Origin of the sequence: Billgrantia saliphila (genome assembly GCF_002930105.1) — a bacterium.
In the GTDB taxonomy this organism is placed as follows: domain Bacteria; phylum Pseudomonadota; class Gammaproteobacteria; order Pseudomonadales; family Halomonadaceae; genus Halomonas; species Halomonas saliphila.
Map to the genome: position 1 here is coordinate 68,390 of NZ_PJRN01000001.1, position 25,315 is coordinate 93,704.

The window sequence follows — 25,315 nt, forward strand, 5'->3', positions numbered from 1 at the left end:
TTCCTTTCCTTTCGCTGGGTGTACTCCCGGCTCAATCGAACAGGTCGCCCTGGCTTCGGGGCGGCCGAAAGGCCGTTGTGTCGAGTTCGCGCGCCGCGCGTGTTTGTGGGTCGTTGAGTCCCAGCCGGCGGCAGGCCTTGTCGAAGCGCTGGGCAATGAGCTCGGCAAAGATACCCTCGCCGCGCATGCGCTTGCCGTAGCGAGAGTCGTAGTCGCCGCCGCCGCGACACTGGCGCATCAGGCTCATGACCTTCGCGGCCCGCTCGGGGTAGTGTTCGTGGAGCCAGGCCTCGAACAGCGGAGCCACCTCACGAGGCAGGCGCAACAGGACCCATCCCGCACTGTCGGCGCCGGCCTCCCGCGCGGCATCGAGCAGACTCTCCAGCTCGTGATCGGTCAGGCCGGGGATCACCGGTGCGACGATGACACCCACCGGCACGCCCGCCGCCTTCAGCCGCTCGATGGTACGAAGACGGGCGGTGGGGGACGCCGTGCGCGGTTCCAGACTGCGCTTCAGGTCGGTATCCAGGCTGGTCAGGCTGATCGACACCCGCGCCAGGCGCAGACGGGCCAGCTCGGCGAGCAGGTCCAGGTCGCGCAGGATCAGCGCACTCTTGGTGATGAGGGAGACGGGATGGCGGCACTCGAGCAGGAACTGCAGCAGTCGGCGGGTCGAACCGCGCTCCGCCTCCAGCGGCTGGTAGCAGTCGGTGTTGCCGGAAAGGGCGATCGGCCGACATACGTAGCCGCGCTTGCAGAATTCTTCGCCGAGCCGTTCCACCAGGCCGCTGCGGGCGATCAGCCGGGTCTCGAAGTCGATTCCCGGGGAGAGGTCCCAGTAGGCGTGACTGGGTCGGGCGTAGCAGTAGATGCAGCCATGCTCGCAGCCACGATACGGATTCAATGAACGGTCGAAGACCAGATCCGGCGAATCGTTCCACGACAGGGCGCTGCGTGCCCGTTCGTCGCTGACGACCGTCGCCAGGCGCGTGGGCGTGGCTTCCTGCCACCAACCGTCGTCCACCGCTTCGCTGCGGGTCGGGGCGAAGCGGTTGTCGGGGTTATAGGTGGCGCCGCGGCCCTTGCGTATTAACTGCTGGTCGAACTGGGGCATGGGGGCAACCTTATTCTGTATTTATATACAGTATAAGATGTGCTTTCGTGACATGCCAATGCGATTCGTCCGCGCAGGCATTCGCGGCGCGGTTGTTTTACGCTTCGTGTCATGATGCCTAATCCAAACCGCGACACCCCGAGCGTCGACGAAGCGCTCTACTCGGTGCAGGGGCTGTGGTGCACCAGCTGTGCCCTGGCGGTCGAGGCCCAGCTGCAACGCTTGGCGGAGGTCGAGTCGGCCAGCGTGCATTATCCCAGTGCCACCCTGCTGGTCACGGGGCGCCGGGGCGCGCTCGACGAAGCCCGCCTGGCCGCGGCGCTGTGCCGAATCGGGTACGGTCTCGGGCCGCCCGAAGCGGTGGCAGATGCCGAAGCGCGGCTGGAAGCCGAAAGCCGCTACCTCATGCTGCGCCTGCTGACGGCGGCGGCCTTCGGCATGTGGACCATGATCGCCTCATTACTGATCTATGCCGGCGCCATGCCCAGCCCCGAACTGGAAAGCGTCATGGCCTGGGTGTCGGGCGCCTTTGCCGTGCCGGTGGTCGCCTACGTGGGGCTGCCGTTCTATCGCGCCGGCTGGCGCACGCTGAGGGCCAGGCGCCCGGGCATGGATGCCCTAGTCTCGCTGGGTGCGCTGGGTGCCGTCGGTGTCTCCCTGTGGTTGCTGGTGCGCGGCTCGCCGCATGTCTACTTCGATACCGCAGTCATGCTGATCGGTCTGCTGCTGGCGGGGCGACTGGTGGAAACCCTGTCCCGGCATCGGGGCCTGCAGGCGCTGCGCAGCCTGCATGAGCCGCCCCGCGAGGTGGAATGCCGGGTGAATGGCGGTTGGCAGCCCCGCGCCCTCGAGGCGGTACGCGAGGGAGATCGGCTGCGCGTGGCGAGTCGGGAGGTTCTGCCGCTCGATGGCCGCCTGTGCGATGACGAGGCGCTGCTCGACCTCTCGCCGCTGACCGGAGAAAGCGCCCCGCGCCGCTGCCTGCGCGGCGAAACCGTCGCGGCGGGGTGTCGCAACCTGGGGGCCGTGCTGGAGTACGAGGTCACCGCCCGGGCCGGTCAATGTCGGCTGGATCGACTGCGCGAGCGGATGTGGTGGCAGCAGGCACGCAAGGGCGAGCTTCAGCGGCTGGCCGATCGCTTCGCGGCATGGCTCAGCCCGCTAGCGCTGGGACTGGCGCTGCTCACGCTGACAGTCGCCTGGCTGGCCGGCGTGCCGCCTGATGAGGCCTGGGTCCGGGCGTTATCGGTGCTGGTGGTGGCCTGTCCCTGCGCCGTGGGGCTGGCGATTCCGCTGGCCGGGCTGGCGGGCGGCAGCCAGGCGCTGGCCGGCGGCGTGGCGCTGCGCGATCCGAGCGTTCTCGAGGTGCTGGGACGGATCCGCAGTGCCGCCTTCGACAAGACCGGCACCCTCACCCCCGGCGAGCCGGCGCTAGTTGGCGTGCGGCCCGAGCCGGGAGGCGCCGAGGCCGACCTGCTGCGCCTGGGGCTGTTGGCGGCCCAGGGCAGCGAGCACCCGTTGGCGCGTGCCCTGGGCCGTGGCGCCCGGGATGCCGGGATCACCGCTGGCGCGGCCGTTCTGGACGCCGAGGAATTCAGTGGCCAGGGGCGACGGGTTCGGCTGGCGGACGGTCGAGTCCTGCTGCTGGGCAGCCGCGCCTGGCTGAACAAACGGGGCGTGCCGGTCGGGGGCGCGGAGTACGGTGAGACGAGCGAGGTGCTGTTGGCCTGCGATGGCGAGCTGATGGGACGCTTTGCCTTAGGCGAGCGGCCCCTGCCCGGCACCGCTGAGGTACTCATGCGGCTGCGTCGGCAGGGGCTTGGCCTGGCCCTGATCAGCGGCGATGGTGCCGGGCCCGTTCGGCGCATTGCGCGCGAGGTCGGACTGCGTTCCGAGGAGTGCTATCCGCGGCGCGACCCCGAAGCCAAGGCCAGGCTGCTCGCGGCCATGCCACAACCCTCGCTCTACGTCGGCGACGGGATCAATGACGTGCTGGGACTGGCCACCGCGAGCGTGGGCGTGGCTCCGCTGGGCGCCAGTCCGGCGGCTCAAGAGGGCGCGAGTGTCGTACTGCTGCGTCCCGGCATCGAAGGCGTCGAGACCGCCTGGCGGGTGGCGCGACGCACCCGGCGTGTGATGCGCCAGAACCTGTTGCTATCGAGCGTCTACAACCTGCTGGCGCTGGGACTGGCCGTCAGCATGCCGATTCCCCCGCTCGTCGCGGTGTTGGCCATGGTGGCCAGTTCGCTCAGCGTGGTGGTCAATTCGGCGCGGCTCGCATGGCAGGACGAACGGCCACGGCGGGTGCCTCCGCCCCCCGCCGTGCCCCGGGCGGCCGAACCGTCGCCGTGACAGCGGGCGGCAGCCTGTTAAGATGGCGCTCTTCATGTCATATCGGGATCCGCTCATGCTTGCCGCTACCCTGGCGCGAATCGCGCCTGTCGACGATTCGCTCACCGCCGATGTGCAGGAGCACCTGGACGCTCTCACCAAGCCGCCCGGCAGCCTGGGTCGGCTCGAGGCGCTGGCGATCCAACTGGCCGGGATCACCGGCGAAGCCTTTCCCGCCGTGTCGCCGCCGGGGGCCATGGTGTTCGCCGCCGACCATGGTGTCGCTGCGGAGGGCGTGTCGGCCTTTCCCCAGGAAGTCACCGCCCAGATGGTGGCCAATTTCGTCGGCGGTGGGGCGGCCATCAATGTCTTCGCCCGCCAGATCGGGGCGCGGCTCGAGGTCGTCGATGTCGGCGTCGCCGCGGCGCTGGAGGGAGAGAGCGTCGTGCACGACAAGGTGCGTTTCGGCACGGCCAACTTCGTCCAGGAAGACGCCATGAGCCGCGACGAGGCCGTGCGCGCCATCGAGGCGGGCATCCGGGCCGCCGAACGTGCCACGGAGGCCGGCTGTCGCAGCCTGATCGTCGGCGAGATGGGAATCGCCAACACTACGGCGAGCAGTGCGCTGCTCGCCGTACTCAGCGGCGAGCCGCTGACGCGCCTGGTCGGGCAGGGCACCGGTATCGCCGCGTCGCGACTGGCGCACAAGATCGCCGTGATCGAGCGCGCTCTCGGCGCTCGCCGGGCCGACCCGAACGACCCGCTCGACGTATTGGCCAAGCTCGGTGGACTCGAGATCGCCGCCATGGTGGGGGCTTGCCTGGGTGCGGCAGCCCGCCGCACGCCGCTGCTGGTCGATGGCTTCATTGCCACCGTGGCGGCGCTCGTTGCCTGTCGCCTGTGTCCCGGTGCACGTGGTTACCTGATCTTCGCGCATCGCTCCCGCGAGCCGGGGCATGATGTCGCGCTGGCCCAGCTTGACGCCAGGCCGCTGCTCGACCTGGAGCTGCGCCTGGGCGAGGGCACCGGCGCTGCGCTGGCCTTCCCTCTGCTCGAGGCGGCGACCCGCATGCTCGTCGAGATGGCGACCTTCACCTCGGCCGGCGTAGCCTCGGGCAATGCCTCGACATGAGCGGTGAGCCGCTCAGCCTGACCCTGCTGGGCCTGGTGTTGTTGGCGATCGTCCTCGACCTGCTGATCGGCGATCCGCCCGTCTTGCCGCATCCGGTGGTCGGCATGGGGCGGCTGATCGAGGCGCTGGAGCGCGCCTGGAATCGTGGCTCGCCAAGGGCCCGGCGGCTCAAGGGTTTTCTGCTCGTCGCCTGTGTCGTGCCGCTCGTGTATGGCCTTGTCCGAGGGGCGCTCGAACTGCTCGCCAGGTTGCATCCGTGGCTGGAGGGGCTGGCCGAACTCTGGCTGCTCGCCTCGGCGCTGGCCATCAAGGGGTTGCGCGATGCCGCCCTGGCCGTGGCCCGCCCTTTGGCGCGAGGCGACCTCGAGACGGCGCGTCAGGCCGTGGCGATGATCGTAGGGCGCGATACCCATGGGCTCGACGAGGCCGAGGTGACCCGCGCCACCGTGGAGACCGTGGCCGAGAATACGGTCGACGGCATCACCGCACCGCTGTTCTGGGCGCTGCTCGGAGGCGCGCCGCTGGCGCTGACCTACAAGGCGGTGAACACGCTCGATTCCATGGTGGGGCATCGCAATGCCCGCCATGCCGACTTTGGCTACGCCTCGGCCAGGCTCGACGATCTGGCCAACTGGCTGCCGGCACGCTTGACCGCACTGACGATGTGGCTATTGGCTCCGTCTGTCCAGCATGGCCGCATCGACTGGCGGCGCTGGCGCCGGGCGCCGGCCGGTACGCTGCGCGACGCGCCGTCCCACCCCAGCCCCAACGCCGGTTGGCCCGAGTCGATGACCGCCTGGTTGCTCGGCGTGCAGCTCGGCGGGCTCAATCACTATGGCGGCGAGCCCTCTCGCCGCGCGACCCTGGGCGTGGCGGACGCGCCGCTGTGCGGCGAGCATATCTCCCGCGCCATTGCGCTGATGCATGCGGGCTGGGTAGGCTTCGTGCTGCTGATGGCATGGGCGGTGTGGCTGCGAGGGGGCATGACATGACACAGGCGGGAGTCGCGGCATGAGCGAGTGGCCGAGCCACGGCGGGCAGCCCGAGCGTATCCTGGCCCGTTTCGGCCTGGCGCCGGGACGCGAGATGCTCGACTTCAGTGCCAACCTCAACCCGCTGGGACCGCCGGAATGGCTGGCGGCGCACATCGGCGTTCACCTGGCCGTGATCGAGCGCTACCCCGATCCCGATTACCGCGAGGCGTGCCGCAGCATCGCCCGCGCCGAAGGTATCGACGTCGACCAGGTGCGTCTTACCAATGGCGGCGCCGAGGCGATCTTCCTCGCTGCCGCGCTTCATGCGGCTCTCGATGGACCCCGTCGGGCCGGCATCGTCCAGCCGACCTTCGGGGAATACGCACGGGCCTGCCGCCATTACGGCCTCGACGTGTTCGATGTGCCGCTTGCGCCACCCGCGTTCGAGCTGGATGCGAGCCTTGCCGTCGCCGCCATGGCGCGGGCCGGCGTGGTCTTCCTGTGCCGGCCCAACAACCCCAGCGGCACGCTGGTGTCGCGCGAGCTCGTCTCGCGAATGCTCGAGGCGGGCCAGGCGCACGGCAGCATGCTGGTGGTGGACGAGGCGTTCGTCGACTTCGTGACGCCCGACGAGCGTCTGACGCCGTTGCTCGCCCACTACGACAATTTAATCCTGCTGCGCTCGATGACCAAGCTCTACGCTCTGCCGGGATTGCGGCTGGGCTACCTGCTGGCAACGGCCGAAACGATACGCCGCATCGCCGGGCGTCAGATGCCGTGGAGCGTCAATGCCCTGGCCGCAGGCCTGGTCGCGCCGCTGCTGGAGGATGTCGACTACCCGGCGCGAACCCACGCCTGGCTCGAGGCTGAGCGGCCGAGGCTACAGCAAGCGCTGCAAAGGCTGGGCCTGCGCGTCGCGCCGTCGCGGGCGAACTTCTTGCTGTTCCGACCGGAAGGCATGGCCGCTGACGCCGAGCGGCTGTTTGAGGATCTGCTGCGCGAGAGCATTCTCCTGCGCCATACGCAGACGTTCCCCGGTCTCGACGGTGCCTGGCTGCGCGTCGCGATACGCGGCCGCGACGACAACCGACGCCTGCTGGAAGCGCTGGCGCGCGTGAGGATGACGCGATGATCGCCTTCATCAGCGGTGGGGCGCGCTCGGGCAAGAGTGCCCATGCCGAGGCGCTTGCTTGTCGCTGGCAGGCCCGGCGTGGTGGGAAGCGCTACTATCTCGCCACCGCCCAGGCCTCGGATGGAGAAATGCAGCAACGCATAGCCCGCCACCGCGACGATCGGGGCGAAGGCTGGACGACACTGGAGGCACCGATCGATCTCCTCGCCGCGCTCACCCGGGCCGAATCGGGTGCCACGCTGCTGCTCGACTGCCTGACGCTGTGGGCGAGCCAGTGGCTGTATGCCGGTCCGAACAGCGAGCAAGCGGGCCTCGACATGATCGAAGGGCTGCTGGCCGAGGCCAGGCGTCGCGACATCGCCCTGGTGATCGTCTCCAACGACATCAACGAGGGCATGCCGCCCGAGAATGACGAAGTGTGGCGCTACCTGGCCTTCCTGCAGCGGATCCATCGTCTGGTGGCCCGCGAGGCGGACACGGTGATCCAGGTCGCTGCCGGGCTGCCCCAGGTATGGAAGGGCCGCCCATGATGAACGCCCTCTACGGCCTGCTGCTTGCCGTGCAGTTCCTCACCCGCCTGCCGGTGCCGGTCGCCTGTCCCTGGGAGCCCGCCACGCGCCGCTGGGCAGTGCGCTGCTACCCGCTGGTGGGCCTGTTGCTCGGAGGCCTGCTGGCGAGCGCGGCGCTGCTGCTGACGCCTTGGCTGCCTGCGCCTCTGCTGGCGCTGGCGCTGTTGACGCTATGGGTGGCGCTTTCCGGCGGCCTGCACCTCGATGGCCTGATGGACGTCGCCGATGCACTGGGCAGCAACGCCCCGCTGGAGAAGCGCTGGGCGATCATGAAGGATCCCCATGTGGGCAGCTTCGGCACCCTCGCGCTGGTCCTCCTGCTGCTGTGGAAGGCAGCGCTGCTGCTTACGCTGATCGAGGCGGAAGCGAGCCTGGCGCTGCTGGTGGCGATTCCGGCTCTGGGCCGTCTGGGAGCCGTCGCGCTGTTGGTACTGGCGCCGGCGGCGCGGCCGGAGGGGCTAGCGGTGAGCTGGAAGCGCGATCTCACGCATCGGGATCTGATCTGGGCCGCGCTGCCGCTTCTGCTCCTGGCTCCGGTGGCACCGGGCTGGGGCTGGCTGTGCCTGGTCCTGGTAGCGTTTCTTGCGCTCTACGGCTGGCTGGCGGTGCGCGGGTTCCACGGCATCAATGGCGATATCGTCGGTGCCGCCATCGAAGGAGGAGAACTATGTCTGCTGCTGGCCGCCTGGAGCTGGTGGTCGTCCGTCACGGGCTGACGAGCTGGAATCGCGAGCGCCGCTACCAGGGGCAGCGGGATATCCCGCTTTTGCTGCCCGACGCCCTGGCCGGGCTCGACCGGCTGCGCGAGACACTTGCGCCGCTCGCCTTCGACGCCATCCAGTGCAGCGACCTGACCCGTTGTCGCCAGACCCTGGCGCATGTCATCGAGGGGCATGAGCGCCACGGCCCGCCATGCTACGACCCGCGCCTGCGCGAGCTCGACTTCGGCGATTACGAGGGGTACAGCTACGACGAGCTCAAGGATCTCGCCGCCTATCGTGCCTGGATCGACAGCGAGGGCGAGCAGGCGCCTCCCCGGGGAGAGTCCACCGCGGATCTGCGCCGGCGACTGGATGCCTGGTTCGATGACCTGCTCGCCGGCTGCGCACCCGGCTCTCATCGGCGCATTCTCACGGTGACTCACGGCGGGGTGATCCGGGCGCTGCGCCAGCGCTTCGAGACCATCGGCTTCTGGGAAGGGCATGTCGACCAGGCCGCAGGGCGCTGTTTCCTCTTCACGCACGACGGACAGGAGCGCTGGCAATGCAGCTCTTCCTCGGCGGTGCCTGCGCCGGCAAGCGCAGCATCGTAAGGCAGCGGTTCGCCTCGCCTCGGTGGCATTCGGCCTACGCGGGTTGCCGGCTCGAGGCGTGGCCGTCTGTTGGCGTCTCGCCATGTTGCCTGGTTCTGGAGGGCTGGGAGCACTGGCTCTGGGCCGCACTGACCGACGAGCCGGACAATGAGCGCTTGCGACGCCGCATGATCGGCGAGCTCGATGCGCTGCGTGACTGGGAGCTCAAGCATGGCGGCGAAGTGATCCTGATCCTGCTCGAGATGGGCCGGGGCATCGTGCCGCTGGCTCCCGAGGCGCGGCGCCTGCGTGATCTCAACGGCTGGTTGGCTCAGGACGCGGCCGCGCGATGCCGGCGGGCCTGGTACGTCTGGAACGGACTCGTGAAATCGCTAACTCATTGATCTGTCTCAAGCTGAGCCGATCCCTCCATTGACGAATCGCAGCCGGATTGTTAGCTTACCTGCGCTCTCAGGTGCCTCACTGCTCCATCGAGGTTAAACGGGAAGTCGGTGGCCTCTCCCTGTCGGGAGAAGAATCCGACGCTGCCCCCGCAACGGTGATCGAGTCAGGGTCCGTCATACGCCACTGTGCCACGGCATGGGAAGGCGACGGTCCCGAAGCAGCTGGCTGCCAGCCAGCTGCTTCGCTCGTCAGCCCGGAGACCGGCCGGAGAGAGGAAACGCCGAACGCACTGACGAGCGATCATGCGCGCAGACATTTGCACGGTGTTTCCCTCATGCCGGGTTGCGGTGGGCAACCAGGGGCAGGGCAGAAGCCGCCGTTCACCTCTCCCTTCCTCGACCCTTCTCACCGCCCCGGTTCCGTGACGAAAGACCGTGCGGGAAGGCACGGCGAGCAAGGGAATCAGAATGAAAACCAAGTATCACCTGGCCGCGCAGGGCCTTGCGGCATTCGGCCTGGTCGCGCTGCCTGTAACCATTCAAGCCCAGACATCCGTCACCCCCTCCGCTCAGGAGCTCAATCCGCTGGTGGTCACCGCCACGCTGGCGCCGCGCACCGCCGACGAGACACTCTCATCGGTTACCGTGCTCGACGAAGCGACCCTGCGGCGACAGGACCCCACCAGCCTGACCGAGGTCCTGCGCGGCCAGCCGGGGGTGGATGTCAGCAGCCGCGGATCGTTCGGCAAGGAGAGTAGCGTCTACCTGCGCGGAACCGGCAGCGAATCGGCAGCGTTGATGATCGACGGCATCCGGCTGCGTTCCGCCACGGCAGGGGGGGCGGCCTGGCATTATCTCGATCCGCGCATGTTCGAGCGCGGCGAGATCGTGCGAGGTCCCCGCGGCAGCCAGTATGGTGCCGATGCGGTGGGTGGTGTGGTGCAGCTATTCACGCGTGAGTCGGAGGAGGGAGGTCCGCATCCCTGGGTTTCGGCGGGTGCAGGCAGCTTCGACTCACGCCGCCTTAGCGCCGGGCTCACCGGCAGCGTGGGCGGCACGCGCTATAGCTTTGCCGGCAGTCACTTCGCCACCGACGGCACCCCGGTGCGTCGCGGCCACGAGGACCGGGGCTACGACAATACTTCGGCCTTGGCCCGTATCGCCCATACCTTCGATGACGGCGCCGAGGTCGGCGTCCTGGCCTTGCGCGCCCGTGGCAACAACGAATTCGACAGCGGTGAGAGCGACTTCGTACAGCAAGTGGCAGGCATTTATGGCGAGCTGCCGGTGACCGAGCAGTGGACCAGTCGCCTGACCTTGAGTGAAGCGCGGGACGAACTCGACACTTTCAATACTGACTTTCCCTCGATCTTCGATACCCGTACCCAGACCGCACGCTGGCAGAATACCCTGAGCTTCGGTCTGCACGAGCTGGTAGCGGGCGCCGAGTACAGTGAGGACAGGGTTTCCGGCAGCACCGATTTCGATGTCTCGAGTCGCGACAATGCCGCCATCTTCGCCCAGGGGCTGCTCGATTTCTCTCCCGTCGCGTTGCAGGCCGGCCTGCGCTACGACGACAACGAGGCCTACGGCGACGAGGTCACCGGCAGCCTGGCGCTGGGCTATGACGTGGACGGCTCGCATACGCTGCGAGCGAGCTACGGTACTGCGTTCCGCGCGCCGACGTTCAATGACCTCTACTGGCCGGGGTCGGGCAACCCCGAGCTCGACCCGGAGACCTCTGGCACCGTCGAGATGGGAGTGCGCGGCCAGTACCGGCGCTGGTATTGGGACCTCGCGGCCTACCAGACCGACCTCGAGAACATGATCGACTGGGCGCCGACCGAGAGCGGCATGTGGGCGCCGCAGAACGTGGCCGAGGCACGTATACGCGGCATCGAGCTATCGGGGGGGGCCGAGATCGACGACTGGACAGTGGCGGCGGCGCTGACTTGGACCGATCCCGAAGACCGCGAGACCGGCAATCGTCTTCGGCGGCGTGCCTCCCAGAGTGCACGCTTCGATGTGGACCGGGAACTGGGCGACTGGTCACTGGGCGGTTCCTGGGTAGTGCAGAATCACCGCTACGACGATGAGGCAAACCAGGACCGCATCGGTGGCTTTGGCCTGCTCAACCTGCGTGCCGGCTGGGAATTCGCGCCGCTATGGTCGGCCCGGCTGACGCTGGAGAACGCGCTGGACAAGGAGTACGCGACTGCCAGGTTCTCCAATGGCGATGACTACCTCAGCGCCGGCCGAGCGGCCTTCCTCAGCGTCAGCTACGGTGCCCAGTGACGCTGCCTCGCACCATGGCCCGTCTAGTCGCCTTGATCGTGCTGTTCCTGCTGCCGACGCTCGCGTCGGCAGCCACCGTGGTGGGTATCGTCTCCGAGCGCTCGGCGGCCGAGCTCGCCGCCGGAGCGCATCGTTTCCTCGAGGCGCATCCCGAACACGAGGTGATCCTGCGTACCCCGGAGCAGCTCGCGGGGGCCAGTGACGGTGAACTTGGCGGTCTTTTCGGTGAAGCCGACGCCATCGTGCTTGCCGCGGTATTCGGCGACCAGGTGGGGCGCATCGCCGAACAGCTGGAACGGCGGGTGGCGACGGCAGTACCGGTGCTGGCCATCAACGGCGACCGGCGCCTGACGCAACTGTCCCGGCTCAGCGGCAATCGAGTCCTGGCCGGGTTGAGCGAGGAGGCGCTGGGAGAGTTGGTGGCCGGGCCCGAGCCCGGCGAGACGGCCCGCGAGCACTTCGATGCCCAGCGAAAGCGCTTCGCAGAGCAGCGCGACTGGTTGACCGGGCGCGCCTACTACCAGGGCCGCAGCCCAGCGCACCTCGACGGCCTGCTGCGCTGGCTGCTGGCCCAGGCCGGGCACGAGTTCGAGGTCCCCGCGCCCAGCCCGCGCGAGTCGATTCGCTACTATCGTCCCGCGCGCATGGGAGAAGCGAGCGGCGATCCGGCCGCCATGGCGCTGGAAGCCGGACCGGCGGTGGCGCTGCTCGATCTCGACAGCGGCGACCGCCCCGGCGACCGGGCGCTGATCGAGACCGCCTGTGCCGCACTCGAACGGCGTGGCATTCAGTGCGCCGCCGTGCTCTCGCGCTGGGGTGGGGCGACGCTGGAAGCGGTCCGCACCCTGCCCGATGCGCTGGGCGATGCCAGCCTGGCCGGCATTCTCAGCCTGCAGGACTTCACCTTGGGCGGCGGCGAGGGCAGGCGAGGTGTGACCGAGGCGCTCGAAGCGCTCGACGTGCCCGTGCTCAAGGGCATACGCCTGGCCGACCGCCGCGAGGCGCAGTGGCGCCTCTCCAGCGATGGCCTGCCGCGCGAGGCCGTCCACTATCAATTGGCGATGCCGGAACTGCAGGGGATCAGCCAGCCGCTGGTGCTGGCGACGGCAACGGCGCCGCGCATCGACGAGACGACCGGCGTGGCGCTCACCCTGAGCGAGCCATTGCCCGAACGCATCGAGGCGGTCGCGTCGCGCCTGGCGCGATGGCAGTATCTGCGCGAGGCGGACAACGCCGACAAGAAGATCGCGCTGATCTACTACAACCACCCGCCGGGGCGCCAGAACATCGGCGCCGACAATCTCGACGTACCCGCCTCGCTGTTCGAAATGCTCACCCAGCTGCGGGCCGCCGGCTACGATACCGGCGATTTGCCCGAGAGCCCCGAGGCGCTGCACGCTCTGATCCAGCAGCGCGGCGTCAACCTGCCGGAAGATCGCCAGGCGCTGGCGGACATGGCCGACGAGGTCGCCTCGCTGAGCGACGCCGACTATCGCACCTACTTCGAGACGTTGCCCGCGCCCGTGCGGGCCGAGTTGGAGCATGGACCGCTCGGTTACCTGCATGCCCGCCTGAATGAGGCCGATGGCATGGGCGAGCCGGATCTCGTGCGCGAACTGCTCGAGCGCAGCGCCGAGGACCTGAGGCACCTGCTCGAGCAGCACGAGCACGCCGCCCAGTCGCGGGCGCTGGACCTACTCGACCAATACGTCGAGGGGTGGCGCCGTCAGCTCGCCCATGAAGGCGAGCCAGGTGAACTGGAGGCACTGCGCGATGCGCTGATCGCTACCGGCATTCCGGGGCTCTCGGGCTGGGGCGAGGCGCCGGGACGCTCGATGGTCCACGGGAAGCGCATGCTGTTCCCCGGGCTGCGCTTCGGCAACGTCTTCGTCGGCCCGCAGCCGCCGCGCGGCTGGGAGCTGGACGAGGAGCTGCTGCACGCCAACACCACCTTCCCGCCGACCCACCAATACGTGGGCTTCTACCACTGGTTGCGCGATCACTTCGGGGCCGACGCCCTGGTCTATCTTGGCCGCCACTCGACACGGGAGTTCCTGCCGCGGCGCCGCGCCGGGCTGACCGAGGACGACTATCCCGACCTGCTTGGCGGCGATCTGCCTCTGATCTACCCCTACATCGTCGACGGCGTGGGCGAGGGCATCCAGGCCAAGCGCCGGGCGCTGGGCGTGATGATCAGTCACTTGACGCCGCCGCTCGCCGCCACCGAACTCTACGATGAGCTTCTTGAGTTGCGCCAGCTGGTGGAGACCTTCGAGTCGGCGGTCTCGCCCGACAGCCCCACGCGACGCCGCGCGGTGAAAATGCTGCGTGAACGCATCGAGAGCCTCGACCTGGTCGACGACTTCGAGCGCGAGATCGCCGGCGACCTAGGCCTGAACGCCGACGAGGTGACGTTGGACGAGGTGTCCGAGGAGCTGCTGGTGCATGAGGCGGGCCACTACGTGACCGACATGCAGGAGCGCTTCATGCCGCTCGGCCTGCACGTGTTCGGGCGTGATTGGTCCTCCGAGGCGATCGATACCATGCTCGCTTCGATGGGCGGCGACGCCGAGCGTGAAACAGAACTTGAGACTGAGCTTGAGAACGAGTGGCGCGATTTGCTCACCGCCTCGCCGGGCCATGAGCGCGACGCCCTGCTGGCCGTCTTGGACGGCCGTTTCGTGGCGCCCGGCCCGGGTAATGACCCGCTGCGCACACCGCAGGTGCTGCCCACCGGACGCAACTTCCACGCGCTTTCCAGCGACCTGATCCCCACGCGGGTGGCCTGGTCGCTGGGCCGCGAGCTTGGCGCCAGTGCACGTTCGCGTAACTCGGATCAGAAAGCCGAGGGTGAAGAGAGCGAGGCGGTGGTGCTGTGGGCTTCCGATACCGTGCGCGACGAGGGCGTGATGATAGCCTTCGGTCTCGACATGCTGGGCGTGCGTCCGCAGTGGAACTCGCGCGGCATCGTCCAGGGGCTCGAGCGGCTGCCGTTGGACGAGGCATATCCCCATCGTCACGATGTGCTCTTCACCACTTCGGGACTGTTCCGCGATCTCTACGAGGACCAGCTCGTGTGGCTCGATCTCGCTGTGCGCCTCGCCCTCGACGGAGCCAGCGAGACGATACGCGTCGAGCATCCCCAGCTCGTCGATGCGCTGGAGGCCGCTCTTGCCCCGCTGCCCCACGACATGCGTGATCCGGGCGACGAGAGCCTGGCCGAGAACCGAGTCGCTGCACGCTGGGTGGCGGATAGCCGGGCGCTGCTGCAGAGCGGCGCTTCAGCGGAGCGCGCCGGGGAGGAGGCGGCGCTGAGGGTGTTCGGTACCGCTCCGGGAGCCTACGGGGCCGGCGTCAATCGCCTGGCCTCGCGCTCCGGCGCCTGGGAGAGCCGCGACGAACTGGGCAGCGCCTATCGCCGCCGCATGGGGCACGCCTACGGCAGCGGCCAGCACGGCGAACCGGCCCACGCCGCCTTCGACGCCAACCTGGCACGGGTGGGGCGCACCTACCTGGGGCGCGCCAGCCACCTGTATGGTCTGCTCGACAACGACGACGGCTTCGATTTTCAGGGCGGTCTCTCCAACGCCGTGGAGCAGCTGCGGGGGCGGGCACCCGACAACCGCGTATTGCAGCACGCCGATAACGCCAATCCGCGGGTCGAGAGCCTGGAGCGCGCGCTGCTCGGCGAGCTGCGCGCGCGCAACCTGAACCCGCAATGGCTGCGTCCGTTGATGGATCACGGCTACGCGGGGGCGCGTACCATGGCCAGCGATTTCCTCGACAACCTGTGGGGCTGGCAGGTGACCAGCCCCGAGGTGGTCCGCTCCTGGGTATGGGACGAGGTCGATGCCGTCTATTTCCAGGATCGCCATGAGCTGGGACTGGACGAGTTCCTGGCCGAGTCGCACAACGCTCACGTCAAGGCGCACATGCAGGCCATCGCCCTGCTCGCCGTCCAGCGCGGCTATTGGGATGCCGAGGCGGCGACCGTGGAGCGCCTCGCCGGCGAATTCGCCGAACTGGTGGTGGCCAACGGCCTGCCCGGCAGCGGCCACGCTCACCCCGACCATCCGCTGCTGCCCTGGGTTGCCGAGCGCCTCGACGATGACTTGCGCGAGGCCTTCGAGGCGGTGATCGAAGCCGCACGTATCGAACACAGCACGAGCCCGGCGGCACCCACGAGCATCCGCGAGGTGCAGCCCCTCGAGGCGGACCGGGTAGGGGAAGAGCGGGGCGATGCGACCGCTGCACCCGAACCGGATGTCGAAACCCCTTCGACGGCTCGCGAGATCGATGCCGATGCTTCGGCCGAGGGGGAAGTGAATCTGCTACCTTGGGCGCTGGCCGCCCTGGCACTGTTGCTGCTGTTGGGTGGGTTTGGCTACGGGAGACGCATGCAATGAATCATTTCCTGACCGCCGCCACGCTGGATGTCATGGACGCCGTCGTCGGCTGGTTGCTGGCGCCGGTGATGCTGGCGCTGCTGGCCTTGGTGGCACTGTCGCTGTGGGAGCTGGGAATCGCCATCGGCGAGCGCGGCGGAGGGATCCGCGGGTTGGTGGAGTTGGACAGGCGCGACAGGCTGGCGAGCCGGGCGCGCCGTGCCATCGATCGCGCCGACCTGCTGGCGCGTATCGGCCCGATGCTGGGGCTGATGGGCACGCTGATCCCGCTGGGACCGGGGCTGGCCGCCTTGGCCAACGGTCATCTCGACGTGCTGGCCCAGGCCGTCACCGTCGCCTTCAATACCACCGTGCTGGGGTTGTTCATCGGTATTCTCGGCTACCTGCTCGGTCGCCTGCGTCGACGCTGGTACGACGCCGCCATGGCCCAGCTGGAGAGAACGCCGTGAGCGTGCCGGAGTATCGCCGCAGCCGTTTCGACTCGGCCGACGAAGAGCCCATGGGGCCGCTGGCCAACCTGGCCGACATCATGCTGGTCTTCGCTGTCGGCCTGATGGTGGCCCTGGCCGCCTCGCAGGGAACGGATGCGCAAGGCACCGACACCCCCGGCGGCGTGGATGTCGAGACCGGGCGCGAGATGCCCGAACTGCCAGACGGCATGGGCGAGGCGGGCAGCGGCTTCGAGAGCGTCGGGCGGGTCTATCGCGACCCCGAGAGCGGGCGGCTGATCCTGGTCGACGATTGATCGGGCGGGGCGAACCGAACCAGAAGACAACGGAGAAATACACAAGGAGCCACCGGTGACGAACCACCGCAACACGGCAATCGGGTACGGCTTCACCGCCCTGGGCTTCGCGCTTGCGTCGCTGGCGCTGAGCCAGCCGGCGCTGGCCGAGGTCTGCGCCATCGACGATCGCGACCGGGAGGTCTGCCTGCCGGCTCCGGCGAGCCGCATCGCGGCGCTCTCGCCGGGGGCGACCGAGCTGGTCTATGCCGCCGGGGCGGGGGAGAAGGTGGTCGCCGTGGTGGCCTACAGCGACTATCCGCCCGAGGCCAGGGACGTGCCGTCGGTGGGCAGCCATACGCGCATGGACCTCGAGACCCTGGTTTCGCTGCGCCCGGACCTGGTGATCGGCTGGACAACCGGCAACCCGCCCGAGCAGCTCGAGACCATCGAGGCGCTGGGCATGCCGGTGTTCTATATCGAGCCGCGCGAGTTCGAGGACGTCTCCGGCGCCATCGAGCGCCTGGCCCGGCTCGCCGCTACCCGCGAGGAAGGCGAACGGGCGGCCGAGGAGTTTCGCACCGGCATGGCCGAACTTGCCGAGCGCTACGCCGACGCCGAGCCGGTCTCGGTGTTCTATCAGGTGTGGGACGAGCCGCTCATGACCATCAACGACGAGCACCTGATCGGTAAGGTGCTGACCCTGTGCGGTGGCGTCAACGTCTTCGGCGAGCTGTCGCGGCTGGTGCCGCGCATCGGCGACGAGGCGGTGCTCGATGCCGACCCCGAGGCGATCCTCGCCGGCGGCATGGGCGAGGAGAATCGCGACTGGCTGACCCACTGGCAGCGATATACGGAACTGACGGCGGTGCGTCGCGACAATCTCTATTTCGTGCCGCCGTCGCTGATCCAGCGCCCTACGCCGAGGCTGCTGGAAGGCAGCCGTCTCTTCTGCGAGAAGCTCGACGATGCCCGCGGCAGGCGCTGAGGCGATGGCGATGCCGGGCCGGCGTTCGCTGTTGCCTCCCCTCGCGGTGCTGGCGCTGCTGGGCCTGGCGGCGCTGCTGTTCTCGGTCACGCTGGGCAGTGCGTCGCTCATGCCCGGCGACGTCTGGGCTGTAATACGCGGCGAGGGCAGCCCCCTGGCACGCACGCTGATCCTGGAGCTGCGCATACCACGGGCCCTGGCCGCCTTCGCCACCGGCGGGCTGCTGGCCGTGGCCGGGGCGCTGATGCAGGTACTGCTGCGCAACCCCCTGGCCGATCCCTACGTGCTGGGACTCTCCGGGGGCGCCTCGGTGGGGGCGCTGGCGGCGATGCTAGCGGGCCTGGGCGGGGTGGTGATCACCGGCTCCGCCTTCGCCGGTGCCTTCGCCTCGACGTTGCTGGTATTCGGCTTGGCCCACGGCACCGGCAGCTGGACACCGGCGCGACTGCTGCTCACCGGCGTGGTGGTCGCCGCCGGCTGGGGCGCGGTGATCACGTTGATGCTGGCCATCAGCCCTGCCGAGCGTCTGCCCGGCATGCTCTACTGGCTGATGGGCGATCTTTCCTATGCGCGAACGCCATGGGCCGCCCTTGGCCTGCTGGGAGTGGTGTGTCTGGCGCTGCTCCCGCTGGGCCGCAGTCTCAACGTGCTGGCGCGCGGGCCGCTGCAGGCGGCGGCGCTTGGGGTCAACGCGCGACCGCTGGAGTGGACGATCTATCTCGCTGCCAGCGGCCTCACCGCCATGGCGGTCACCACCGCCGGCAGCATCGGCTTCGTCGGCCTGGTAGTGCCGCACATGCTGCGCCTGGTACTGGGCAACGACCAACGCCTGATCCTCCCGGCCTGTGCGCTGGCCGGCGGTACGCTGCTGGTGCTGGCCGACACCTTGGCGCGTACCATGATCGCGCCGGAGCAACTGCCGGTGGGGGTAATCACTGCGCTGCTCGGTGTCCCGACGTTCCTGTTCCTGCTCTACCGGAGCCGTTGATGAGTACGCTCGAGACACGCCAGTTGATTATCGACGTGCCGGGACGCAGCGACGGGCGTGCCCTCGAGCTTCACGTCGAACCGGGCCAGGTGTGGGGCGTGCTCGGGCCCAATGGTGCGGGCAAGACCACGCTGCTGCATACCCTGGCCGGGCTGAGGGCGCCGCGGGCCGGCGAGATTCGGCTCGACGGCCGGCTGCTGGCGGCCTTCAAGCGCCGCCAGGTGGCCCAGCGCCTCGGCCTGGTGTTTCAGGAGCGCCAGGACGGTTTTCCGGCCACTGTGCTGGAAACGGCGCTGATCGGCCGCCACCCCTATCTTTCGCCGTGGCGCATGGAGGGAGGCGAGGATCTGCGCCTTGCCCGGGCGGCACTCGAGCGCCTCGACGTAGCCCACCTGGCAGATCGTCTGGTGAGCACGCTCTCCGGCGGCGAGCGCCAGCGCGTCGCCATCGCCACGGCGCTGACCCAGGCGCCGCGGCTGTGGCTCGCCGACGAGCCCACCAACCACCTCGACCTGCATCACCAGAGCGCGGTGATGGCCCTGTTGGCCGAGCAGGCCCGAGCGGGACGGGCGGTGCTGATGTGCCTGCACGATCTCAACCTGGCGGCGCGCTGGTGCGACCACCTGCTGCTGCTCTATCCCAACGGCGAGGCGTGCTGGGGGCCCGCGGCGCGCATGCTGGTGACGCCGGCGCTCGAGCGCCTCTATGGCCAGCGCCTGGCCACGGCCGAGGTCGACGGCGCCCCCGTTTTCGTTCCCGTGAGGTAACATGACGACCACGACGATTCGCGGTGACGCCCACGCCGCCCTGATCACCGCACCGGGCTCCGGCCAGGGGAAATCCATGGTGACCGCTGGCCTGGCGCGCCTTCACCGCAACGCGGGGCGCCGGGTGCGCGTCTTCAAGCACGGCCCGGACTACCTCGACCCGATGGTACTGGAGCTGGCTTCGGGCGCACCCGTCTATCAGCTGCATCCCTGGATGACCGGGGAGGCCGAATGCCGCTGGCGGCTGGCCGAGGCGGCCTGCGAGGCCGACGTGGTGCTGGTCGAGGGCTCGATGGGCCTGTTCGATGGCGACCCCTCCAGCGCCGACCTCGCCATTCTCGCCGGGCTGCCGGCGCTGCCGGTGATCGACGCCCGCGGCATGGCGCAGACCTTCGGCGCGGTCGCCCAGGGGCTGGCTCACTATCGTCCCGACCTCGCCATTCATGAAGTGATTGCCAACCGCGTGGGTAGCGCGCGCCACGCCGAGATGCTGCGCGGGAGTCTGCCGCCGGGGATCCGGCTGCTCGGCGCTATCCCGCGCAGTGAGGCCATGAGCGTACCCGACCGACACCTGGGGCTGATCCAGGCCGCCGAGATCGTGGGGCTGGACGGCCAGCTCGACGCCGCCGCCCAATTGCTCGCGGAAACCGGGCTCGAGCGTCTACCGAGGCGGGTCATGCTGGCCGCCGAGGCGCCCGAGCCTCCGCCGCGCCTGCTCGAGGGCCTGCGCCTGGGCGTGGCTCGCGATGCCGCCTTCGCCTTCCTCTACCGCGCCAACCTCGATCTGCTCGCTGCCATGGGCGCCGAGCTAAGATTCTTCTCGCCTATGGCCGATGCGACGCTACCCGACTGCGACGCCCTGTGGCTGCCAGGCGGCTACCCGGAACTGCATGCCGCCAGGCTCGCTGCCAATGCGCCGATGCGGGAAGCGATCCGCGCGCATCACGCTGCCGGCCGGCCGATTCTCGCCGAGTGCGGCGGCCTGATGGCCTGCATGGACTCGCTGACGGATGGCGATGGTGTCGAACACGCCATGCTAGGCCTGTTGCCCGGCCGGGCATGCATGGCCGGCAAGCTCCAGGCGCTGGGCCTGCAGTGCCTGGGCACGCCCAAGGGAGAGCTACGCGGCCATACCTATCATCACTCGCGCCTGGAGACGCCGCTGGTGCCGGTGGCCCACGCCCGCAAGCTGGCCGGCACCGAGGCCGAGCCGGTCTATCACCAGGGCGCCCTGGTGGCCAGTTACTTTCACGGCTATTTCCCCTCGGCGCCGCGGCTGGTGGCGGATCTCCTCCGGGGCGACGGGTTGTGACATGCGGATACGCAAGCTCGCCGCTTGGCCGACTAGACTCCCTGACAGGCAGGCAGCATCGCTGCGTGGCATTTCGCCATGCCGTCTGCCACGTGGGAAGCCAGTTACCAGGGAGGTGCACCATGACACGTGACACACTGAGCAATGTCTATATACCCATGACATCCACCAAGAGCGGCACGCTCTACGACATACTGCCGGACGTCATGGGCCTGACCGTCAAGATCGTCAACGTCTACTTCGTCGGCGACACCGAGAGCAACGAGGACTGGGTCCTAGTGGATGCCGGATTGCCCCACGAGAAGAACACCATTCTCGAAGCGGCCGTGCGTCGTTTCGGCGAACAGGCCCGCCCCCGGGCGATCGTGCTCACGCACGGTCATTTCGATCACGTGGGCTCCGCGGTGGACCTGGCCGAGCATTGGGACGTGCCGGTCTACGCGCACCCACTGGAAATACCTTATCTGACCGGCGAAGCGCGCTACCCCGATCCCGACAGCGAAGTGGAAGGCGGCATGGTGGCCAGCATGTCGCGCTTTTTTCCCACCCGGCCGATCGACCTGCGCCCGCGGGTACAGGCGCTTCCGGAGGATGGCAGCGTACCCGCCATGCCGGGTTGGCGCTGGGTGCCGACCCCCGGTCATAGCCCCGGCCATGTCTCCTTCTTCCGCGAAGCGGACCGCGCTCTGATCGTCGGCGATGCCTTCGTCACGGTGCGCCAGGACGAGCTGTACCAGGTGCTGACCCAGCACCAGGAGCTCAGCGGTCCGCCGCGCTACTTCACGCCCGACTGGGATACCGCCCGCGACTCCGTGAGACACCTGGCCGAACTCGAACCCGAAACCGCGATGACCGGCCACGGCGTTCCCATGAAGGGCGAGGCGATGCGTCGCGACCTGAATGAATTGGCCGCCAACTTCGATCGCGTGGCGCGGCCGGCCTATGGCCGCAGCGTCGATAACGGTCCCGATACGGGATCATGACCCGATACCGAGGAGAGCATGCCGATGCACGACAATGCCAAGAATCTCCAGCGCCACGCCGAACGCATGGCGCGCAAGCAGCGCATCATGCAGGCGCGCATCGCCGGAGCTCGCAAGGAGCAAGGCGTGCTGCTGGTGCTCACCGGCCCGGGCAAGGGGAAGAGCAGTTCCGGCTTCGGCATGCTCGCCCGTGCCCTCGGCCATGGCATGAAGGTGGGGGTGGTGCAGTTCATCAAGGGACGGCGGGAGACCGGCGAGGAAGCCTTCTTCCGTCGTCAGCCGGGGGTGGCGTATCACGTAATGGGTGAGGGGTTCACCTGGGATACCCAGGACCGCGAGCGCGACATCCAGGCCGCCGAGGCGGCCTGGGAGGTGGCGCTCGGCATGCTCCAGGATCCCAGCTTCGATCTGGTGCTGCTCGATGAACTCAACATCGCCCTGCGCTACGAGTACCTCGACCTCGATCGCGTGCTCGACGATCTCGAAGCCCGTCCCGACATGCAGCACGTCGTCGTGACCGGCCGCTACGCCCCCCAGCCCTTGCTCGACCTGGCCGATACCGTCACCGAGATGAAAGTCGTCAAGCACGCCTTCAAGGAGCAGGGCATCAAGGCGCAGAGAGGCATCGAGCTGTGACGGCAGGATGGGTCGTCAGCGGCCGTGTCACGACGAATCGTCCGTTATCTCCCTGTGCTGTCTCCGGTATGTCTCGTAGTCGGGAGGGAGGTGCTCGAGACACTCCTCCCGCTGCGCACCGGGCAACTGGTTGCACTCGGTCAGGTGGCTCTGCTTGATACCTTCGTAAACGCCGCGTGTGGTGCAAGAGGTTAGCAATAGCGCTACCAGGCCCAGCAGAATCAGTTTCCTGTTGCTTAGTTTCATTGACTGTCCCTGTCGGCAAGCGGGGGCAGGTACTTGCCCCGAATGGGCTCCAAATGCCGCTTCAACCTGCAAGAATTTCTGGTGCCGAATGACGCTCCGCAGGCTCCATCGCGGGCCAGCATTGATAAAGGATAGACAGGCGACTGCCATGACGACACTGATGATTCAGGGCACCACCTCGGATGCCGGCAAGAGCACAGTAGTGGCAGGGTTATGCCGGGCACTGGCTCGGCGTGGGGTGTCGGTGGCGCCATTCAAGCCGCAGAACATGGCGCTGAACAGCGCCGTGACGATGGACGGCGGCGAGATCGGTCGCTCCACGGCGCTGCAGGCGCTGGCGGCGGGGGTCGAGCCCCATAGCGACATGAACCCGGTACTGCTCAAGCCGCAGAGCGATCGCGGTGCCCAGGTGATCCTGCGCGGGCGGGTACACGGCAACATGGACGCGCTGGATTACCATGCGTTCAAGCTCGAGGCGCGCGCCAGCGTGATGGCGGCCTGGCAGGCGCTTGCGGCGCGCCATAACGTGATCGTCGCCGAGGGGGCAGGCAGCCCGGCGGAAATCAACCTGCGGGAGGGCGATATCGCCAACATGGGCTTCGCCGAGATGGTCGACTGTCCGGTACTGCTGGTGGGCGACATCGACCGCGGCGGCGTTTTCGCTCAGTTGGTGGGTACCCTCGAGCTGCTCAGCGAGAGCGAGCGCTCGCGTACCCGGGGCTTCATCGTCAATCGCTTTCGCGGTGACATGGCGCTGCTCGAGCCGGGACTCGACTGGCTCGCCGCGCGTACCGGCAAGCCGGTGCTCGGCACGCTGCCGTATCTCCAGGGACTGCTACTGGACGCTGAGGACAGCGTGGGCCTCACCGGCCACGTGGAGGAGGGCGCCACGCTCAAGGTGGTGGTGCCGGCGCTGCCGCGCATCAGCAACCACAACGATTTCGATCCGCTGCGTCTGCACCCGCGGATCGAGCTCACCTTCGTGGGGCCGGGACAGGCGATTCCCGCCGCGGACCTGATCGTGCTGCCGGGAAGCAAGAGCACACGGACCGACCTGGAATGGCTGCGCGAGCAGGGTTGGGACACGGCGATACGGCGCCACCTCCGCTATGGCGGCAAGCTGCTGGGCATCTGCGGCGGCTTTCAGATGCTCGGTCACGCGATCCACGACCCTGAAGGGCTCGAGAGCGCGCCCGGCACGACGCCGGGCCTGGGATTGCTTGCGTTCGAGACCCGCATGGTTGTCGGCAAGCAGCTGCGCAACGTGAGTGGGCGCTTGCTTCCGGGGGGCGCTCCCGTCACCGGCTACGAGATTCACAACGGGGTAAGCGAAGGACCCGCGCTGGCAAGCCCCCTGATGGAGCTGGACGAACGCCCGGATGGGGCGGTAAGCGCCGACGGCCAGATAATGGGTACCTATCTGCATGGCCTATTCGATCGCCCCGTGGCGTGCCAGGCGCTGCTCGAGCGCTGCGGTCTCGAGGGGCACGGCGAGGCGGTGGACTACCTGGCGCATCGCCAGCGCGAACTGAACCGGCTGGCCGACTGCCTGGAGACGCACCTGGACATGACGGCCATCGAGAGCTTGCTGCAGAGCTAACCGGCACGGGCCGACACTTCGGCATCGACCCGTTCCGCCATCAAGTGTACGAGCCGGGGGCGATGGGCAGGTTGCGCTTGTGCTCGGTGCGGCGATAGGTGGCCACGATGGTGTCGTAGGCGCGGTCGGGAACGGGACGGCCCTCGAGGAAATCGTCGATTTCGTCGTAGGTGACCCCCAGAGCCTCCTCGTCGAGTTTCTGCGGTGCGAGTGATTCCAGATCGGCCGTGGGCGCCTTGTCGACCAGCTCGGCGGGAGCGCTCAGGTCGCGTCCGAGCAGGCGCACCTGACGCTTGGTCAGGCCGGTCAGCGGCGCCACGTCGCATGCGCCGTCCCCGTACTTGGTGAAGAACCCCATCAGCGCCTCGGCGGCCTGGTCGGTGCCGATGACCAGACCGCCGCGGGTACCGGCCACGGCGTATTGAGCCACCATGCGCTGGCGCGCCTTGATATTGCCCAGCACGAAGTCGCGCTGGCCTGCATTTTGAAAAGTCAGTCCGCCAGTTTCCAGCGCCGTCAGCAGAGCGTCGCTGCCGCCCTGCACGTTGACCTCGAGCACCTCGTCGGGCCGAATGAAGGCTAATGCCCTGTCGGCATCATCGGCGTCCATCTGCGTGCCGTAGGGCAGGCGCATGGCAACGAACGTCGCCTGCTCGCCCCGTTCCCGGGCGTGCTCGACGGCAAGCTGCGCTAGCCGCCCCGCCACGGTCGAGTCGACCCCGCCGCTGATGCCCAGTACCAGGGTCCGCTGGCCGCTTTCGCGCATGGCGCGGCAGAGAAAATCACGGCGACGCTCGATTTCTCGCTGCGGATCGATATCCGCTTTGGCCATCAATTGCACGCCGATGGCCCGCTGTACGGCCCGGCGCGAGCGCTCGTCTTCGCCGCCGCTCGCACCGGCTTCGCGGCACAGCCGATGGTAGTGGGGCAGACGCTCCAGCGCATAGTGCGCCGCGGCCAGGCGAACCTCGTTGCGTTCGCCGTCGAAGCGGCGTGTTTCGCAGAAGTGGTGATGATGCCCATCGTGTCGGAAGGCCCAGGCGAAGCACACCGTGCCAACGGGCGTGTCGTCGTCGCCGGGGCTGGGCCCGGCAATGCCGGTGTTGGCCAGGGCCACGTCGGCATCGTTGTTGTTCAGTGCTCCGGCGGCCATCTCGCAGGCGACCGCCTCGCTGGTCAACCCGTAGGCGTCGATGGTATCGAAGCTCACACCCAGGTAGCGGTGCTTGGAGGGCGGTGAGTAGACCGCGAGCCCACAGTCGATGCTCTGGCCGCTGCCGGGAACGCGGGCCAGCTCCGAGGCGATCAGCCCGGCGGTGCAGGACTCGGCGGTGGCCAGCTTCAGCTCGTGGTCGATGAGGTAGTCCGTGATCTTGTCGAGCAGTTCCATTGCTTCTTCTCCTGTCGTTGCGTCTTTTCAGGC

22 protein-coding genes and 1 riboswitch are annotated in these 25,315 nt (G+C 68.4%); of the genes, 19 read left to right on the plus strand and 3 right to left on the minus strand.

What is annotated here, in order from left to right; all coding sequences use genetic code 11:
- Positions 1–31 precede the first annotated feature (31 nt).
- Positions 32–1,114: a PA0069 family radical SAM protein gene (locus tag CYJ07_RS00360; RefSeq protein ID WP_104201689.1), complete on the minus strand. Its 1,083-nt coding sequence runs from the start codon at positions 1,112–1,114 to the stop codon at positions 32–34.
- A gap of 111 nt (positions 1,115–1,225) precedes the next feature.
- Here CYJ07_RS00360 and CYJ07_RS00365 point away from each other — a divergent pair, with 111 nt between their 5' ends.
- From CYJ07_RS00365 to cobO, 18 genes are all read left to right on the plus strand, one after another.
- The gene (locus CYJ07_RS00365) at positions 1,226–3,466 is read left to right on the plus strand and encodes a heavy metal translocating P-type ATPase (protein ID WP_331280915.1); all 2,241 of its coding nucleotides are present in this window, start codon (positions 1,226–1,228) and stop codon (positions 3,464–3,466) included.
- 34 nt (positions 3,467–3,500) lie between these two features.
- Positions 3,501–4,577 (plus strand): nicotinate-nucleotide--dimethylbenzimidazole phosphoribosyltransferase, encoded by a 1,077-nt coding sequence (cobT, locus tag CYJ07_RS00370; protein WP_422666928.1) that lies wholly within the window; start codon positions 3,501–3,503, stop codon positions 4,575–4,577.
- Positions 4,574–5,569, plus strand: a complete 996-nt coding sequence (gene cbiB / locus CYJ07_RS00375; RefSeq protein WP_104201691.1) for an adenosylcobinamide-phosphate synthase CbiB — start codon at positions 4,574–4,576, stop codon at positions 5,567–5,569. Before cobT ends, cbiB begins: the two co-directional genes overlap by 4 nt.
- Positions 5,570–5,588: 19 nt before the next feature.
- Positions 5,589–6,683: a threonine-phosphate decarboxylase CobD gene (cobD, locus tag CYJ07_RS00380; protein ID WP_104201692.1), complete on the plus strand. Its 1,095-nt coding sequence runs from the start codon at positions 5,589–5,591 to the stop codon at positions 6,681–6,683.
- Positions 6,680–7,213: a bifunctional adenosylcobinamide kinase/adenosylcobinamide-phosphate guanylyltransferase gene (locus tag CYJ07_RS00385; protein ID WP_104201693.1), complete on the plus strand. Its 534-nt coding sequence runs from the start codon at positions 6,680–6,682 to the stop codon at positions 7,211–7,213. The genes cobD and CYJ07_RS00385 overlap by 4 nt, the downstream gene beginning before the upstream one ends.
- Positions 7,210–7,968, plus strand: coding sequence for an adenosylcobinamide-GDP ribazoletransferase (gene cobS, locus CYJ07_RS00390; protein WP_104201694.1), 759 nt, complete (start codon positions 7,210–7,212; stop codon positions 7,966–7,968). The genes CYJ07_RS00385 and cobS overlap by 4 nt, the downstream gene beginning before the upstream one ends.
- Positions 7,920–8,564 carry a histidine phosphatase family protein gene (locus tag CYJ07_RS00395; protein WP_104201695.1) on the plus strand — a complete coding sequence of 215 codons (645 nt, stop codon included), beginning with the start codon at positions 7,920–7,922 and terminating at the stop codon, positions 8,562–8,564. Before cobS ends, CYJ07_RS00395 begins: the two co-directional genes overlap by 49 nt.
- A complete protein-coding gene (locus CYJ07_RS00400; RefSeq protein ID WP_104201696.1) occupies positions 8,516–8,947 on the plus strand; it encodes a bifunctional adenosylcobinamide kinase/adenosylcobinamide-phosphate guanylyltransferase in 432 nt (143 codons plus the stop codon). The genes CYJ07_RS00395 and CYJ07_RS00400 overlap by 49 nt, the downstream gene beginning before the upstream one ends.
- Before the next feature lie 52 nt (positions 8,948–8,999).
- A riboswitch (cobalamin riboswitch) is annotated at positions 9,000–9,231 on the plus strand.
- A 184-nt stretch (positions 9,232–9,415) separates the two neighbouring features.
- Complete coding sequence (locus CYJ07_RS00405) at positions 9,416–11,242, plus strand: TonB-dependent receptor domain-containing protein (RefSeq protein ID WP_104201697.1); 1,827 nt, start codon at positions 9,416–9,418, stop codon at positions 11,240–11,242.
- Complete coding sequence (locus CYJ07_RS00410; RefSeq protein ID WP_197038212.1) at positions 11,239–15,648, plus strand: cobaltochelatase subunit CobN; 4,410 nt, start codon at positions 11,239–11,241, stop codon at positions 15,646–15,648. The genes CYJ07_RS00405 and CYJ07_RS00410 overlap by 4 nt, the downstream gene beginning before the upstream one ends.
- A complete protein-coding gene (locus CYJ07_RS00415; protein WP_197038213.1) occupies positions 15,645–16,097 on the plus strand; it encodes a MotA/TolQ/ExbB proton channel family protein in 453 nt (150 codons plus the stop codon). The genes CYJ07_RS00410 and CYJ07_RS00415 overlap by 4 nt, the downstream gene beginning before the upstream one ends.
- Positions 16,094–16,393, plus strand: coding sequence for a DUF2149 domain-containing protein (locus CYJ07_RS00420; RefSeq protein WP_104201698.1), 300 nt, complete (start codon positions 16,094–16,096; stop codon positions 16,391–16,393). Before CYJ07_RS00415 ends, CYJ07_RS00420 begins: the two co-directional genes overlap by 4 nt.
- Positions 16,394–16,448: 55 nt before the next feature.
- A complete protein-coding gene (locus CYJ07_RS00425; protein WP_422666929.1) occupies positions 16,449–17,360 on the plus strand; it encodes a cobalamin-binding protein in 912 nt (303 codons plus the stop codon).
- Positions 17,341–18,348 (plus strand): FecCD family ABC transporter permease, encoded by a 1,008-nt coding sequence (locus CYJ07_RS00430; protein WP_231489490.1) that lies wholly within the window; start codon positions 17,341–17,343, stop codon positions 18,346–18,348. Before CYJ07_RS00425 ends, CYJ07_RS00430 begins: the two co-directional genes overlap by 20 nt.
- Positions 18,348–19,115, plus strand: a complete 768-nt coding sequence (locus CYJ07_RS00435) for an ABC transporter ATP-binding protein (protein WP_104201699.1) — start codon at positions 18,348–18,350, stop codon at positions 19,113–19,115. Before CYJ07_RS00430 ends, CYJ07_RS00435 begins: the two co-directional genes overlap by 1 nt.
- Position 19,116: 1 nt before the next feature.
- Positions 19,117–20,427: a cobyrinic acid a,c-diamide synthase CobB gene (locus tag CYJ07_RS00440; RefSeq protein WP_104201700.1), complete on the plus strand. Its 1,311-nt coding sequence runs from the start codon at positions 19,117–19,119 to the stop codon at positions 20,425–20,427.
- 122 nt (positions 20,428–20,549) lie between these two features.
- Positions 20,550–21,410: an MBL fold metallo-hydrolase gene (locus CYJ07_RS00445; protein WP_104201701.1), complete on the plus strand. Its 861-nt coding sequence runs from the start codon at positions 20,550–20,552 to the stop codon at positions 21,408–21,410.
- 24 nt (positions 21,411–21,434) lie between these two features.
- Positions 21,435–22,046 (plus strand): cob(I)yrinic acid a,c-diamide adenosyltransferase, encoded by a 612-nt coding sequence (cobO, locus tag CYJ07_RS00450; RefSeq protein ID WP_104201702.1) that lies wholly within the window; start codon positions 21,435–21,437, stop codon positions 22,044–22,046.
- 27 nt (positions 22,047–22,073) lie between these two features.
- On the opposite strand, the gene CYJ07_RS00455 is transcribed toward cobO, so the two are convergent.
- A complete protein-coding gene (locus tag CYJ07_RS00455) occupies positions 22,074–22,292 on the minus strand; it encodes a hypothetical protein (RefSeq protein WP_104201703.1) in 219 nt (72 codons plus the stop codon).
- A gap of 148 nt (positions 22,293–22,440) precedes the next feature.
- On the opposite strand from CYJ07_RS00455, the gene CYJ07_RS00460 reads away from it, so the two are divergent.
- Positions 22,441–23,892: a cobyric acid synthase gene (locus tag CYJ07_RS00460; RefSeq protein WP_104201704.1), complete on the plus strand. Its 1,452-nt coding sequence runs from the start codon at positions 22,441–22,443 to the stop codon at positions 23,890–23,892.
- A 40-nt stretch (positions 23,893–23,932) separates the two neighbouring features.
- On the opposite strand, the gene nadE is transcribed toward CYJ07_RS00460, so the two are convergent.
- Complete coding sequence (gene nadE, locus CYJ07_RS20825; protein WP_104201705.1) at positions 23,933–25,282, minus strand: ammonia-dependent NAD(+) synthetase; 1,350 nt, start codon at positions 25,280–25,282, stop codon at positions 23,933–23,935.
- Positions 25,283–25,315: the final 33 nt, after the last annotated feature.